Origin of the sequence: Kordia periserrulae (assembly GCF_003054265.1) — a bacterium.
Taxonomy (GTDB): domain Bacteria; phylum Bacteroidota; class Bacteroidia; order Flavobacteriales; family Flavobacteriaceae; genus Kordia; species Kordia periserrulae.
The window spans coordinates 511,320-526,398 of sequence record NZ_QBKT01000003.1; the positions used below are offsets into that span (position 1 = coordinate 511,320).

General features: G+C 34.5%; 16 protein-coding genes. 6 read left to right on the forward strand and 10 right to left on the reverse strand.

Going from position 1 to position 15,079, the window contains the following annotated elements; all coding sequences use genetic code 11:
• Positions 1–173: 173 nt before the first annotated feature.
• The 3 genes from C8N46_RS09055 to C8N46_RS20875 all read left to right on the forward strand — a co-directional run bounded on the left by C8N46_RS09055 (position 174) and on the right by C8N46_RS20875 (position 2,793).
• The gene (locus C8N46_RS09055; protein ID WP_108114555.1) at positions 174–353 is read left to right on the forward strand and encodes a hypothetical protein; all 180 of its coding nucleotides are present in this window, start codon (positions 174–176) and stop codon (positions 351–353) included.
• Between the two features lie 1,101 nt (positions 354–1,454).
• Positions 1,455–2,420, forward strand: coding sequence for a hypothetical protein (locus C8N46_RS09060; protein ID WP_245896770.1), 966 nt, complete (start codon positions 1,455–1,457; stop codon positions 2,418–2,420).
• A 73-nt stretch (positions 2,421–2,493) separates the two neighbouring features.
• Entirely contained in the window at positions 2,494–2,793 is a 300-nt protein-coding gene (locus tag C8N46_RS20875) for a hypothetical protein (RefSeq protein ID WP_245896772.1), read from the forward strand.
• Between the two features lie 184 nt (positions 2,794–2,977).
• Here C8N46_RS20875 and C8N46_RS09065 read toward each other — a convergent pair whose 3' ends face one another.
• From C8N46_RS09065 to C8N46_RS09090, 5 genes are all read right to left on the reverse strand, one after another.
• Positions 2,978–3,799, reverse strand: coding sequence for an SDR family oxidoreductase (locus tag C8N46_RS09065; RefSeq protein ID WP_245896774.1), 822 nt, complete (start codon positions 3,797–3,799; stop codon positions 2,978–2,980).
• A gap of 149 nt (positions 3,800–3,948) precedes the next feature.
• Positions 3,949–5,379 carry a DNA recombination protein RmuC gene (rmuC, locus tag C8N46_RS09075; RefSeq protein ID WP_108114558.1) on the reverse strand — a complete coding sequence of 477 codons (1,431 nt, stop codon included), beginning with the start codon at positions 5,377–5,379 and terminating at the stop codon, positions 3,949–3,951.
• Positions 5,380–5,402: 23 nt separating this feature from the next.
• Entirely contained in the window at positions 5,403–5,870 is a 468-nt protein-coding gene (locus C8N46_RS09080; RefSeq protein WP_108114559.1) for a hypothetical protein, read from the reverse strand.
• Positions 5,871–5,890: 20 nt separating this feature from the next.
• Positions 5,891–6,370, reverse strand: a complete 480-nt coding sequence (locus C8N46_RS09085) for a hypothetical protein (RefSeq protein WP_108114560.1) — start codon at positions 6,368–6,370, stop codon at positions 5,891–5,893.
• Positions 6,371–6,378: 8 nt separating this feature from the next.
• Positions 6,379–6,882 (reverse strand): GNAT family N-acetyltransferase, encoded by a 504-nt coding sequence (locus C8N46_RS09090; protein ID WP_108114561.1) that lies wholly within the window; start codon positions 6,880–6,882, stop codon positions 6,379–6,381.
• A gap of 379 nt (positions 6,883–7,261) precedes the next feature.
• On the opposite strand from C8N46_RS09090, the gene C8N46_RS09095 reads away from it, so the two are divergent.
• The 3 genes from C8N46_RS09095 to C8N46_RS09105 all read left to right on the forward strand — a co-directional run bounded on the left by C8N46_RS09095 (position 7,262) and on the right by C8N46_RS09105 (position 10,478).
• The gene (locus C8N46_RS09095) at positions 7,262–9,850 is read left to right on the forward strand and encodes a ligand-binding sensor domain-containing protein (RefSeq protein ID WP_108114562.1); all 2,589 of its coding nucleotides are present in this window, start codon (positions 7,262–7,264) and stop codon (positions 9,848–9,850) included.
• Positions 9,851–10,109: 259 nt separating this feature from the next.
• A complete protein-coding gene (locus tag C8N46_RS20425; protein ID WP_211314488.1) occupies positions 10,110–10,265 on the forward strand; it encodes a hypothetical protein in 156 nt (51 codons plus the stop codon).
• 27 nt (positions 10,266–10,292) lie between these two features.
• The gene (locus C8N46_RS09105; protein ID WP_108114564.1) at positions 10,293–10,478 is read left to right on the forward strand and encodes a hypothetical protein; all 186 of its coding nucleotides are present in this window, start codon (positions 10,293–10,295) and stop codon (positions 10,476–10,478) included.
• Positions 10,479–10,965: 487 nt separating this feature from the next.
• On the opposite strand, the gene C8N46_RS09110 is transcribed toward C8N46_RS09105, so the two are convergent.
• From C8N46_RS09110 to C8N46_RS09125, 5 genes are all read right to left on the reverse strand, one after another.
• Positions 10,966–11,691, reverse strand: coding sequence for an ABC transporter ATP-binding protein (locus tag C8N46_RS09110; protein ID WP_108114565.1), 726 nt, complete (start codon positions 11,689–11,691; stop codon positions 10,966–10,968).
• A 259-nt stretch (positions 11,692–11,950) separates the two neighbouring features.
• Entirely contained in the window at positions 11,951–12,181 is a 231-nt protein-coding gene (locus C8N46_RS09115) for a hypothetical protein (RefSeq protein ID WP_108114566.1), read from the reverse strand.
• A 46-nt stretch (positions 12,182–12,227) separates the two neighbouring features.
• Positions 12,228–12,470 carry a hypothetical protein gene (locus C8N46_RS09120; protein WP_146169780.1) on the reverse strand — a complete coding sequence of 81 codons (243 nt, stop codon included), beginning with the start codon at positions 12,468–12,470 and terminating at the stop codon, positions 12,228–12,230.
• A gap of 29 nt (positions 12,471–12,499) precedes the next feature.
• Positions 12,500–12,658: a hypothetical protein gene (locus C8N46_RS20430; RefSeq protein ID WP_158269118.1), complete on the reverse strand. Its 159-nt coding sequence runs from the start codon at positions 12,656–12,658 to the stop codon at positions 12,500–12,502.
• Between the two features lie 129 nt (positions 12,659–12,787).
• On the reverse strand, positions 12,788–14,986 hold the full coding sequence (locus C8N46_RS09125; protein WP_108114568.1) for a PAS domain-containing sensor histidine kinase: 2,199 nt from the start codon (positions 14,984–14,986) through the stop codon (positions 12,788–12,790).
• Between the last annotated feature and the right edge of the window lie 93 nt (positions 14,987–15,079).

Here is a 15,079-nt window from a genome sequence, read left to right on the forward strand (position 1 = left end):
AGTGATTGAAAAGTTAAAATCTTTTGAATTAGATACTTATTTTGAACATTCAGAAAATAGTTAATCTCTAGTAAATACAAAGAATTAGTTAGTTTCCAATTTCAGGTGATAGTCCTTGGTCAAATTTTGTTGAAAAGGTTAAAAACAATTCAGAAAAGATTTTTTACCATTCTATGGAAGCCAATTTACATAAAGAATTATTACTAAAAGATAATGAATGGCTTGAAAATCATGAAGAATTTTTATCTGGTGAAGAAAAAGAATTAATAAGGCATCTAAATTCAATGGCAGAAATTGATTTTTCATCTGGCGTAGTTGATATGAATGATTATCCTAAAAAAAAGTGTAAGTAGAGAAAAAAGACTCAACTATATTTTCGATGAAATTGAAAAATTGATAGACGAAGAAAAAACACAATTTCAAAAATTAAAAGATCAAATTTTCAACAAGTTGAATGAAGATGAAACTTAATTTACACAGTTTAAGTTATAGCCTACTAATTGCTAAACGATAAGTTCGATTTTTCCACTAATCGCTAAGTGATGAGTAAATTTTCAAAAACATATTACAAACTCACCACTAAGCGGGAAGCTGTTTTTTCATACATTTTTTTACTCACCGCTATGTGATGAGTAAATTTTTCAAGAACATATTACAGACTTACTGCTAAGTGGAAAGTTGTTTTTTCATCGATTTTTTTGCTCACCGCTAATGATGAGCAATTTTTCAAGAACATATTACAAACTAATCGCTAAGCCTTAAGATTAGATAATGATTAATTTTTTTGTTTCAAATAACTGATGCGTCGCAATATCAAAATTCAAAGGAAATTAGTAGATCGTTTCTAGGTATTTCATTTGTCATTTTTTAGATGTAACGAACAAGTGGTTTAATCTTTCATTGTCTATGTAATCCAAAGACTTGAATAAGGTCTAATTTCATGAACTAATTTGTATTTACATATAAAAGACTTCTTCAAGAGTATCACTCGACGTAATCATGGAAAAATCGAAACTGAAAATTTTAAAAAAATCTAAACAAAAAAATAAGTGAAAGTAGTTAATTAATTAAATATAAGCGTTTTAATGAATATTTATATGTAAAAGTTCAAATCGTAAAATACGTGTTAAATAAATTTTTTTTCATGAATATTTTGATAAAATTACTATAATTAGACCTCTTTAAATAAAGGAAAAATCTTTCATTATCAATATTCTTACAATTTCTTCTTACTTTTTGTGTGTATGGCACAAAATTTAACAAATGATTTTTCAAAATTAATGCAAATCTTTACTCCCGTGATGCTTTAGAGAGTATCAGCAAGAAGTGATTAGCATGGTAATTACACATTTGAAAAGATAATATGTGAATTACTTCCTATTCCCAAAAAGAATTTAATAACGCAATTAAAATTAAAAAAAGAAGGAGGAGATTGAATGGCAAAACGAAAGCACATGCCTAATAACAAACACAAAGGACTCTTTATTTACTGTCATGTCTGTAAAAAACATTTCTCATGGACTAGAAAAACAGTCTTGAAAAATACCAAAAAAGTAAAAGAAGAACCTACTTGTGGAGAATCAGGGAAAAATTATTCTACCTGTAAATATTTTGAAAAGCATCGGTACAAATCACGCTTACACGTTCCAGGAAGCGAAGGACGCAAAGCAAGTAAAACACATGATGCTACCAATTATGCAGATGCTGTAATTGAGGCAATTGACTTTGAAAAAGAATTCAAAGCTGAATTACAAGGTTGGGGACAACCTATTGAAATCAGGAATCGACAATATCTATTTGATGTACAATTACAGTATATTGACTTTTTAGATAATATAGATGTTCCCGAACATCAAAAAAACACGCTGTCCAATCAGCGTAAAAATGAAATTATAAATTGTTTAAGGAAATTTAATGAATCACTCACAAAGCACCACATCAATAAAAAGCTATTGCTAATCAATCGTATTAGCGATATGCACGTTGGTTTATTCCATGATTACTTATTAGTGGATAAGAATTACAAAGGAAACACCTACAACGGTAAAATGAGCGTTTTAAAGACGTTTGTAAGCTGGGCAATTGATCGGTATAACATAAACATGAAAAACCCTTTTGAAAAGGTTAGAAAGATTCCTGTCATGGTCAAACGTGATACAATCACAAAAGAAGAATTTAAAAACCTATTAAAAATCATAAAACCCGAAAATGGAATAGAAATTCAAAGAAAATACAAACGAAACAGATACAAGCTGTATTTAAAAGATGCTTTAGAACTAGCATTACATACAGGCGGAAGACGTGAAGAAGTAGTAGGACTCAAATGGAATATGATTCGCGAAAAGGATGGCGAACCAGTCTACATAGAAGTTCCTAATTTAAAAGTAAAAAGTAAAAAGGAAAAAAGGAACTCGTTTTGATGTTGATGTTCCACCGAAGATTATTCCCGTAACGAAAAGTCTAAAAAGTATCCTATATCGCTTAGGATATGATATGAACAAAGGAAAGGATAGATATCTATTAAATCCAGATAAAAGAACAGTTTCGTCTACGAAATCAATGAATGAAGCAATATCATTAGGCTTTTCACATTTTTACAATCAGCTTAATACGGGACGAGAATTGAAGTTTAAATGTTTAAGAAAAACATACTTGACCTATCTGTCATCCACTTTGAAAGGAGATGCAAAACGTCTATCTTCGCACGCAACAGATACAGTACTGAAAAAGCACTATATTGATGAGCGAATCGTAGACAAAGCGATCAAAGAATTAGATATATTTGAAGATTAAAAAAATAGTAAAACGGTACTCTTTGGCGGTACTCTTATAAAAATCAAGAAAAATAGGATTTTAAGAAAACAAGTGTAAGTCCTTATAAACAGGGCGTTTGAAAATAAATTCACAGGAAATCAATAAACTAACTAGCAGTTAACAACAAACAACAAACAACAAACAACAAACAACAAAAAGAAACCTATAACACAAACACCAACGGATTCGGGTATTTATACGTCGATTGTAGTAGCATTTTGCTTTTAAGATTTGATATTTTTTTAAATGAAACAGTCGTTTCTTCTTTGAATTCTGGAGGTTGAAGACCTAATTTTTTTGCGGCAAGAATGTAGAATCTTTTGCGAATTGGATGGACGTCAGCACAACCGTTGATGATTTCTCCCCACACATTTTTTCGTATCACTGCAGAAATTAAGCGAATACAATCATCTTGATGAATCATGTTGATAGGCGCATTGGCACTGGAAAGTTCTTTTTTGTTAGCTAAAAAACGTCCTGGTGCTCTGTCATAACCAAAAAGTCCCGCAAAGCGTAAAATGGTGAGTCTGTTTTGAAGTTTTTCACGAAGTATATTTTCAGCAGCAAGTATCGCTTTTCCTGATGCTTTCTCAGGTTGATTCACCAAATCTTCTGTAACCCAATCGTTTGTATTTTGATACACAGAGGTAGAACTTATAAAAATCACCTTTTGTCGGAAACGAATATGTGATGCAATTTCTTGTATTTGCGCTGGGTATAGCGTTTCAATATGTTCGACTCTTTTTGGTGGAAAGTTGATAATAAGAACATCGCTTTCGGCTACAAAATTGCGATACACATCAGCATTGTTGTTCGCACCAAGCGTAAACACATACGGTTGAATTCCAGCGTTTTTCAAATCAGCAACTTTATCGGCAGAAGTCGTAGAACCTTTTACAGTACTTTTTTCTGCAATAAAATGTTTGGCAAGCGGGAAACCCAACCAACCACAACCCAATATGCTAATTTGTGTGTTTTCCAACATACTTATTTTTTTAGAACCAAGAATCAAGAATCAAGAGCCAAGAACCAAGAATCAAGAGTCAAGAGTCAGGAGTCAGGAGTCAAGACTTATAACCCAACACCCAACACCTAAAACCCAACACCTAAAACCTAACACCCAACACCCAACACCTAAAAAAGCTTCTTTGGTTCTTCGTTTCCTTCCATGTCATCTGTTTCCAACTCCGTTTCTGCACGTTTTAAAATAGATTCTGGAAGCGATTTTTTGGCTTTCGCGCCCATTTTCTTAATTTTTTCAATGCTTTTAATGATGTTTCCACGTCCTTCAAAAAGTTTATTCATCGCGGCAGAATAGTCGGATTTAGTGGCGTCAATCTTTTTCCCAATTCCGATTAAATCGCTCATAAAACCTTCAAACTTATCGTACAATGCACCAGCTTGTCGCGCAATTTCAATGGCATTTTGTTGCTGTTTTTCATTGTTCCACATCGTATCAATAGTGCGCAAGGTTGCCAAAAGCGTTGTAGGCGTTACAATGACGATATTTTTCTCAAACGCTTTGCTATATAACGTCGAATCTTCGTTGACGGCAATGGCAAAGGCAGGTTCAATCGGAATAAACATCAACACGAAATCGGGACTTTCAATTTCGTACAAATCTTCATATTTTTTGTCAGATAATTGGTCTACATGGCGTTTGATAGAAGTCAAATGCTCTTTTAAGTTGCTTTCTTTTTCTTCGTCTTCGCTATTTACGAAACGTTCGTATGCGGTGAGCGATACTTTGGAATCAATCACCATTTTTTTGTTATTTGGCAAATTGATAATGACATCTGGTAACACGCGTGAACCGTCTGCTAGCGTAAAATTTTGCTGTACCACATATTCGCGATCTTTTTCCAAACCACTTTTTTCTAAGACGCGTTCTAGTACCAATTCCCCCCAATTTCCTTGCATTTTGCTATCGCCTTTCAATGCTTTCGTTAAGTTGACAGCTTCTTGACTGATTTGCAGATTGGCTTTGCTGAGTTCGGATAATTTTTCGCGCAAAGCGGAGTGAATGCTGATATTTTCCTTCTGAGAATCTTCTACCTTTTTTTCAAAATGCTGAATTTTCTCTTGAAGCGGCGTTAAAATGTTTTTAATATTTTCTTTATTCTGTTCTGTAAATTTAGTCGATTTTTCTTCGAGAATTTTATTGGCGAGCAATTCAAAATCTTTGCGCAATTGTTCTTGCTGAACTTTAATGGTTTCGTCGCGTTCTCTAAATTTTTCGTGCAGACTTTCAAATTCGGAGTTTTTTCGCGCGAGTTCAATGTTTAAATTATCTTTTTCACGTCTAATATCTTCGCGTTCTTGTTCGGTTTTGTCTAAACTTTCTTTGTAGGCTTGCAATTGCTGTTGAAACGACTCGTTTTGTTTCTCATTTTCAGCATGTATTTGTAGTTTCAAATCGTCAAACTGTGATTGCAATTGGCGATTGCGTTCTTGCAACCCTTCTTGTTGTGCTTTTGTTTTCAGGTTTCCGATGTACATTCCCAAGAAAATTCCAACCGCTAAAAAAACAACAATAAGTATAATATAGATGACGATGTCTGACATGAATTAGTTTTTGCGTAAAGATACTATTTTGTGTGAATTTTTGAAGTTTCCTGTTTTTGATTCCATACTTTGTACAAAACATACACCTCAAAAATTACGGAGAAAATCAAAGCAGTAGTGATAAAGTAAAAGAAGTGATAAAAGAGTTGGTCTACCTCAATGGAATTTTTTTGAAAATCGCTAAGCAAGAGATTCAAAGTATGTATTTCAAATATCAGCCACACAATCAACAAGGCATTTACGATTACATATATATAATTGGCAAGTCGGTTCGCAAATTTTAAAAGAAGAACGCGAATCAAGTAACATATTGAAAACAGGAAAAGAAGCGTGTATGTCCAATAATACACTTTCGGAATTACGAAATACGTATCGTGCACATTGATGTCAATAGTAGCTTCTTGCAAAATGGAGGTTGTATTTATCTGAAAACCATGAATGGCAAAGAATAATAGCATTATAATTAGTATAAAAATGAGTTCTTTTTTCATAGTAAAAGGTTTACATCAAATTAGCGATTTCTATTTTGAGCATTTCTCATTTTAAAAATTACCAAAAGCTTTACAAAAACTGCTAGCGCTATCATGAAATATACAGATTCTATCAAGTTTGCAACCACTTTGTTGGAAGATGATGACATTTTTTGTGAGGTCGTTTTTGCCATTTTTTCTCGAACAACTTCTTCAAATTCGGCTAACAAATCCAAAGTCAGCACAAAACAAATTAGTAACATGATATTGAAAACCAAAAAGGCTATATTGGCAAACTGAATTTGAAAACGGGCAAACAATATTCTGACAAAATATGCTGCAGTGATAAGCAGAATCATAAAACCAATAAGTGCATATCGTGACGGAAACACAAAGTACGTGTCGTAAATATTGATATTAAACGTGGCATTTGGTAGTAAGTTTTCAAAACCAAAAAGGGTAGCGGTTAATAGAAACGCGGCAAGTAGAATACCGACAAGCAGTAATAATTCTTTTTTCATGATGGAAATTATTCAGAAAATAAAAGTACGGTATTATCTTCGGAAAGTTGTAATTTTTTGTCAAACTGCATTCCCAATTTGTGCAGCAATCCGATAGAAGCTATATTTTCTGGGTCGGTAATCGCAACGATGGTGTTGAGTTTTAGTTTTTCTTTGGAGTATTGTAGTGTGGCTTTTGCTGCTTCGAGCGTGTAGCCTTGTCGTCCGTATTCAGGCAGCAAGGCAAAGCCAATGTCTACATGTTCCAAACTTTGCCGTTTGACCAATCCGCACATTCCTATCGATTCTTCGTCTTCTTTTCGTTCCATCAGCCACAATCCAAAACCATTTTTAGCATAGCTTTTTTGAAGGGTTTCCTGAATGTATTCTTCGGCAACTCCAGGCGTTTTTATGTTCCGATCGCCAATATATTGAATCCACGCGGGAGTGTTTACTAATGCTAGTATAAATTCGGCATCTTCTAATGAAAACTCGCGCAATCGCAAGCGTTCGGTTTCTAGTATTGTTTTCAAAACACAACTATTAAAAAATCAATTACCCTTTGCGTATTTCAAAAGGTATTGAAAAGAATTCATGTAACTACAACAGGCAAACCTTCGCACATTTCATCTTGGTTATCGAGTAAAATTATCGAATTAAAACACAAATAAAAAACAATTAAAAAATCATTTTGGCACAATACTTGGTTTATGTAAAGCGTAACACGGCAATGACATTGCAACGAGCTGGTTACTCACTGTAAAAGAGTCGTGATTACAATTTTTGGTTGGTTAGTTAGTTTTAGAGAAACACTTCGCACTTGCGGAGTGTTTCTTCTTTTTTGGGATATAGCATCTTGAGAAGTTTTTAATATATTCGCTTTTCTTCTAAAACTAAAACCGATTGCCATTTATGAAAACCAACCTAGCTTTGTGTTTCTTTCTTTGCTTTTGCAGCTTTTTATTTTCTCAGCAATACATTTATGAAGAATTTGGAATCAACGATGGTTTGCCAAGTTTGGAAGTTCATGGAATGCATCAAGATAAAAGTGGCTTTATTTGGTTTGCCACCGACAGAGGTTTGGTGTATACAAATGGCTACGAAATGAAGCGTTTCGATTTTGAAAATAGCATTTCCAATGCGGTTGTACTAGATCTTTTTCCGCAGTCTAACGGCACTATTTACGCAGCTACATTCAACAATCAGTTATTTTATTTTGATGAAGTATTCAGAGGTTTTGTTGCTTATAAATACAACGATATTCTTCGAGAAAAACTAGAATTCAAGCAACATATTATGAATGTGTATATAGATGCGGAAGAAAATGTACACATTGCTTGCGAATACATGTACGGAAAATTAATCATTTCAAAAGAAGGAGAAATTTTAAAACAACCCTCAAAAAAATGGGAGCCAGGATTGCCAACTATTTGGATGAAACTCGAAAAGATAGATGACCAAACACTCTTTTTTTCGTTTGATAATGATTCAATAGTTAGCAATAACAATACGATACGGTCTAAGATTGAACATGCGCAGGATAAAGAAGTGATAGTTTTAAATGATGCCAATTACATCGTGTACAATGATGGTAATAATTTGGCAATTTTAGATGCAAATGGAAAGGAAATCAATCGTATAGCAACAGAAACACTTCCTATAGTTCTAAAGGCATTGAGCCCGACGACGTTTTTTGTGGGATTTGAGTTTGGCGGAGGCGTTATCATGGATATCAACGGAAATAGCAAGGCTCATTTTTTACCCAACGAATCTGTTACCGATTTTTTAATAGATCATGAAGGTGGTTATTGGTTTTCTACCTTGTATTCAGGCGTTTTTTATGTGAAAGAACCCCATATAAAACTGTTTGAAACTGGATTGAAAAGTCCAGTAATGAGCCTAACGAAAACAAATAAAGACGAGTTATATATCGGCTACCGCACAGGAGACGTTTTGAAATTAGACCAACATCGAAAATTGTTTCGTGAAGCGAGTTCAGAAATAGAAACAGAAGCATTGGTAATGTATGATACTGTATCTGAATTGTTGTATGTAAAGTTGGATGATAACTTTTATACCAAAAACATTCACGACCAAAAGACATACTTTCCAGACTCCATTTCGAGAAGTTATTTTATAAAGTTGTCTGAACCAACACATCATAAAATCATAGCATCCAATCAAACAGGGTTTGTAGTAGTAGATTCTATGTCTATCAAAAAAAATATAATGCCGCAACGCGTACATGATGTCGCTTTTTTGGACGACACTTATTATATAGGAACGCCGTTAGGAGCATTTACCATGCAAAATGGACAAACAACTGCATTGTCCGTACATCATCCAATTTTTACATACAGAATAGAAGATATTGATATAAACGAAGCTCGTCAAGAAGTGTATTTTGCTACGTTGGGAAAAGGAATTATCATCTATCATCCAACAACAGGAAACGTCAAGAATATTGATGCTTCGCAAGGTTTATCAAGCAATATCGTCAACGAATTGAAAATAGTTAATAACAACGAACTTTGGGTGTGTACCAATCACGGTGTGGATAAAATAACGTTTAAAGCAGATGGTAGCCTTCATATTTCAGGACTCAAAAGCTCTAAAGGCTTATTAAACGATGGCATCAACGATGTGGAAATTACAAATGATACCGTTTGGATTGCCTCTATAAAAGGACTTACCTATGTGTCAAAAAGTTTCTTTGAAACGTCTAAAATTGCACCGCCGAACTTCTTACAAGTCAACGCGAGTTATGTAAACGATTCTATCTACGAGTTTAGCAATCTCACAAAATTGTCACACAAAGAAAATAGAATTGATTTTTGGGTGGAAGCAATTTCTTTTAAAAACACAAAAGATATCGTCTATACCTATCAAATGGAAGGATTGGACACGAAATTATACACCACAAAAAATAGAAAAATCTCGTATTCGGCTTTACCATACGGAAATTATACCTTTAAAGTAGCAGCAACGACTTCTGACAAAGAAGCCTTCAATTTTATAGAAATTCCAGTGCACATTCACGCACCGTTTTGGAAACAAACGTGGTTTGTGATTTCGGTTATTTTAACAGTGATTGCCTTGATTTACCTATTTTTTAAATATCGAATTTTATCCTACAACCAACATATTATTGGTGAATTGCTGCGTTTGTTGATGAAGAAAATCAAGCGCAAAGAGCGTTACTTCTCATTCAAAGAAGCAGGAAAAGAAATTCGCATTAAAACAGATACAATTTTATATGTAAAATCGGCAGGAAACTATGTAGAAGTCGTAACGGAGCAAAAAAACTACACCATTCGCACGAAAATAGGTGAGTTTATCAATTTGATGCCCGATTCGCTAGAATACCTTCGGATTCATCGTTCGTATATCGTTCGGATTGACAAAGTGGAAGAAAAAAACACAAAAGAAGTCACCGTGCAAGGACACAAAATCCCTGTGAGCAATTCGTATGTGGATGAATTGCAAAAATTAATCTTTTAGTCAACTACTTTTTAGGAGAAGTATTCAAAAGGAAAACTAAAAAAACTACGCGAGCGTCGGAGCATCGTAAAGCTCGATTATCGAGAAAAAAAAATCATCCCAAAAATTCTTCATTTCGTCACATCGTACTTTTTATTCGTCACTATTTTTAGGGTAAACGGTCACAAAGCCTTGTAAATACAGCATTTTGTTTTTTCAGAAATCTACATTTGAATTGTTAACTAAAACTTTTAAAAACATGAAAAAACAACAATTCAACATGTTGAACCATCGAGCAGCACTACAGATTCTCGGTGGAATTACCGACCCTAATAATGATCCGGATGAAGATCATGCAGGCGAGCCAGCACCCGCAGGAGGCGATACATCATCGGATGACAAAACGAATGCAACAACGCGTCCTTCAAGAAACTAAATTCATTACACTTAAAATTCTAAACTCATGAAAAAACAACAAATTAAATCGCTACAACTTAACAAAAAGGCAATTGCAACTGTAAAAGGAGGAAACAAACCAGGTGGAGGAGATACCAAAACATTTACTTCTTACTGGGCATATTGTCCTACTAACGATATCGATTGTGTATCCTTGCGACTTACGGAGTGTGGCTGTACAGTAAATGGTTAGTCATTTAACTCACAAAAGAAACTTTTCCACAAAAACACACATAGTATTGCTGATTTTTTGGTGAAGTTTTGTGCTAATCAATTCAAAAGACGAACAAATGCTAAAAAAGTGTTAGATTTTTTGTCGCTGCACAATATTTGGCACAGAAATTGGTTTATAGTTATTGTATTTAGATGTTGACGGTAGAAAGAGTTGGTTACTTGCCTATCACGAGTCTTAATACAATTTTGGTTGGTTAGTTTAGTAAAAAAAATGCCTCGCACTTGTGAGGCATTTTTTATGCGATTTATTTTCACATTGTTTAACAGAAAAACATCGCTTTTTAAGAATTGCTGTAACGTTTTGGCACAGATATTGTCTTATACAATGTGTATTACGATGATGACAGTACAAAGAGTTGGTTACTTGCGTAAAGAGAGTCGTACTACATTTTTTTGGTTGGTTAGTTTTTATAAAGACGCTTTATCCGCTTGGATAGAGCGTTTTTTTATGGCGTATTATTTTTGACTTTAAAACTGCCCGAACTTGCGTCAAAAGCAATCAAATCGTTGGGGAATAATTGTTCAAAAATGCCTTTTTCAATCAGTTCACAAGGTGTTCCTGAAAAGACCTTGCCGTTGTTCATGACAATCATTTCATCACACAACTGAATTGCCAAATCGATTTCATGTGTTGAAAAGAGCATGGTTTTGTGGGTATCGTGCGCTAATTTTTTGAGTAAATTCAATACATACGCTTTGTGATACATATCTAAATGTGTGGTTGGCTCATCCAAAATAATCATGGAAGTATCTTGCGCTAAGGCGCGTGCAATCATCACTTTTTGCAACTGTCCATCACTCAAGGTATAGCATTTGCGATGTTTCAAATCGAGTAAATTGGTTCGCTGCAAGGCATTTTCAATAATGGCATAATCGTTTTTAGAAAGATTCCCAATCCAATTGGTGTACGGTTGACGACCAAGCGCAATCAATTCGACTACGGTTAAGTTTTTGGAAGGAATTTGTTCCGTCAATACCAAACTGATTTCCTTCGCCAATTCCGCATTAGAGTAGGCGTGAAGCGACTTATTTTGCAATAAAATTTCTCCAGAAAGTGGCACTTGAATCTTCGCTAATGTGCGCAACAAGGTAGATTTTCCAATACCATTCGCGCCCACCAACGCGACGAGTTTTCCTTTCGAAATCTTAAAATCAATCGCTTCGGCAATCACTTTCCGATTCGCTTTCTCTTGATAGCCAATACAAAGTGAAGCAACTTCTAAAATGGTATGTGTTATAGCGGTAGAAATGACTATTTAATTTAAGCGATAAAAGTACGGATTATTTTCTAGGAATTAGTAGTGAGTATTGAGATGTGATTATTAAGAAGTTGGTATTAAAAAAATGACAAAACCCAACACCCAAAACCCAACACCAAAAAAAGAGAGCAAACCTTTACAGTTTACTCTCTTTATCTGGTAAATAGTTCTTTTAACAAATAGGAAGTGTATTTCCGTCTACTTCTATGGTTTTACAGCGATTTACAGAATTGTAATCACATGGCGATAAAAGAGAACAATATTTTGTCACACAGTAATAAATTGTTTCAGGTCCGGTTCCGCATACGCGATAATCTGTTTGTGGAACTGAGAGTCCACCTTTGTTCAAATTAGAAATGGTAGATTTCTTTACGCTTAAATTTGTAAGATTCTTTTTTTTCATGATTGTAATTTTAAAATGATTTGATAATTTTTTCTACTAGTATTCATTAGCAAATTGGAAGCGTATTCGTATCCAATTCATTGGTTTTACAAATATTGGCAGTACAAATTTGCATAGAATCGCATTCTGCTGCTCCTGAACACGTAGTTACCGTTTGTTGTGGTTCAGGACATATACGACGATACGAAGGAATAATAATAATGATATCGCCACCTGAAACCACATGTTGATTCAAATGGGAAACTTTCGATTTTTGTAAGCGTAAGCTTTTAAGATTCTTTTTTTTCATGATCAAAGTATTAAGTTTTCTAAATGTTTTTAACAACTCATGTACGAATCGCAAGGATAGGTTTTGTCAATCCAGCAGCACATGGTACAATCCGTTCGTTGGGTTTCTCCTCCCGTAATTTTTGAATATTTTAAAGAAGAAATTACTTTTTTGTGTAAGCTTAGTTTGTCTAGATTTCTTTTTTTCATAGTGATTGCTTTTAAGAAAGTTAAGATAAAAAGAAGTACCTAAAGTTGGCTACGGTTTTCCCGTAAAAGTGCTAGTAAGTATTGAAAATGAGTTTGTTAGGTTTTGGTGAATTCTTCCAAAAAGAATTTTTATTGTTTGATAGGAAGCGTAATGATAAATTCAGAACCTTTGCCTACTTCGCTTTGCACGGTAATGCTGCCTTTCAAAATTTCAATATAGCGTTTAGACAAGCTCAATCCGATGCCTGTACCTTCGTATTTGCGACTCATGCCGATGCTTTCTTGTACAAAAGGATCAAATATTTTATGAAGATTCTCCTTTGCAATTCCGATACCTGAGTCTTTTACAGAAACGGTTGCTTTGTTATTGGTAGCATCAGAAGCAATCGTAATGGTGATATTGCCTGTAGGTGTATATTTAATAGCGTTGTGAATGATATTATTCAACGCAGTTCTAAACAATTGTTCGTCAATGATGACTTTGGGCGATGTGTTGTCTAAAACCAAATTATACGCAAGCGATTTCAATTCTGCCAAATGATCGTATTCTCTAAAGGAACTTTCTACGGTAAAATTCAAATCGTGTTCTGAGCAATCCAAATTGGCTCTGATAGCTTCTAACTCGCTAAATTCTGATAAATTATTCAACGTTTCCAGCAAACGATCTTTGCTTTCTTTTAAATACACCATCAAATTAGCGCGTTCTTCCTCGTCTTTTTCCGTAAGTAACAAATCGCTAATCGCCATAATTCCGTTGAGTGGCGTTCTGATTTCGTGACTAAAATTGGCAAGAATATTGGTCTTTAAACTGTGAAGTTCTTGTTCTTTAATATGAGCTTCTTTAATAGCTATATCAGCAATTTTTCGTTCTGTAATATCCAGTCCCGTAATCAAAACCGAAGTAACTTCTTCTAGTTCGTTGGTAATAGGCGTATATTTAATTTCCAACCACTGCGAATTGCCTTGATGCAATACGCGTTCTATTTCTTTTCGAGTGATAGTTCCTTTCAACGCTTCATTAAACGAATCGGCAAACGTATGCTTAAAATTGAGTGGCAATACTTTAATGAATTGTACCGTAGTTTCTAGCGGATTCACACCAAAATCTTGTTCAATAATGGCGGCAGACGCTTCATCGGTCAATAAAATTTTTCCTTCAGTATCGAGTAAAAATGTATATACAAAACCATTATTAATCATAGCGCGCATGCGACGTTGATTGGTCAATACCATTTGCTCGTTTAGCTTTCGTTCGTTCACATCGATTAAATTACCAATCAAACGTTCGGTAGTTCCGCTTTCATTCTTCTTGCAAAAACCATACACTTCATAATAGCGATACTGTCCATCCAAATGGCGCAAACGGTAATGATTGAAATAATACGCGGTTTCTTTATCTAAATTATCCAAGTGTCGTTGCAAAGCCTCGTCTACATCATCTGGATGAATCATTTTACGAAACGTTTCTTCAGGGACAAAATCGTCTTTAATAGAAAGTCCCAGCATGCGTTTAAACGACGGACTGTAATACACCAAATTGGTTTCAATATCATGATCAAACAAACCTGAACGAATTCCTTTCAGTGCTAAACGTTTGGTTTCTTCACTATATTCTAATTTCTGTAAATACTCTTGTCGCTCTGTAATATTGGCAACCGTTCCATTCACAAAAACGACGTTTCCGTTGTGCAACACAGGTTCTGCCGTAATATGCAAATAGGTAACACCTTCTTTTTGCGTAACCGTTTCAATATACGCGTAAGGCTCTTTCGTTTCTAACAGTTTGTACAAGTATTCTTTTGCACGTTCTCTAATAGCTTCTTCATAATTGTAAAACCCTTTTTGGTCGCGTTCGGTATCATCTGGATCAATGCCATGCATCTTATAGCATTCTTTTGACCAAAAAAGCTCTTTCGTGACAGGATTGTAATACCAAGCAGCAATTTTTCCCAATTTAGAAACCGCGCTCAATGCTTGGTGTTCTTTATTTTCTTCAGTAACATCAATTCCTGTTGCGTAAATAAATCCATCTACAAGTGAAAAATCGAGTCGCAAGCTTACAATGCCTTTAGAGCTTTTAGTAGGAAACTGCAATTGCTGATTTTGTAGTGTTTCACCGTTGCCAACGCTTTCTATAATTTCATGCAATAAGTCTTTGCAAGTATCTAAGACATAGTTTTGAAGTGAGTTGCCTATCCATGAATCGTTCCATCCTAAAGAAGAAGTAGTGCCACAGTGAAACTCTTGTATGACACCTTTTGGGTTTAAAATCAATAAATACATGCTTGATTTCTCAAGAATGTGTATCAAGAGTGCTGTCCGATTCATAAATGGTTGGTTAATAGTTACCTAAAATAACAAAAACAATTGACAGCTATGGACGATTTAACATTTTTATTTGGCATCAAAACTACCTTCACA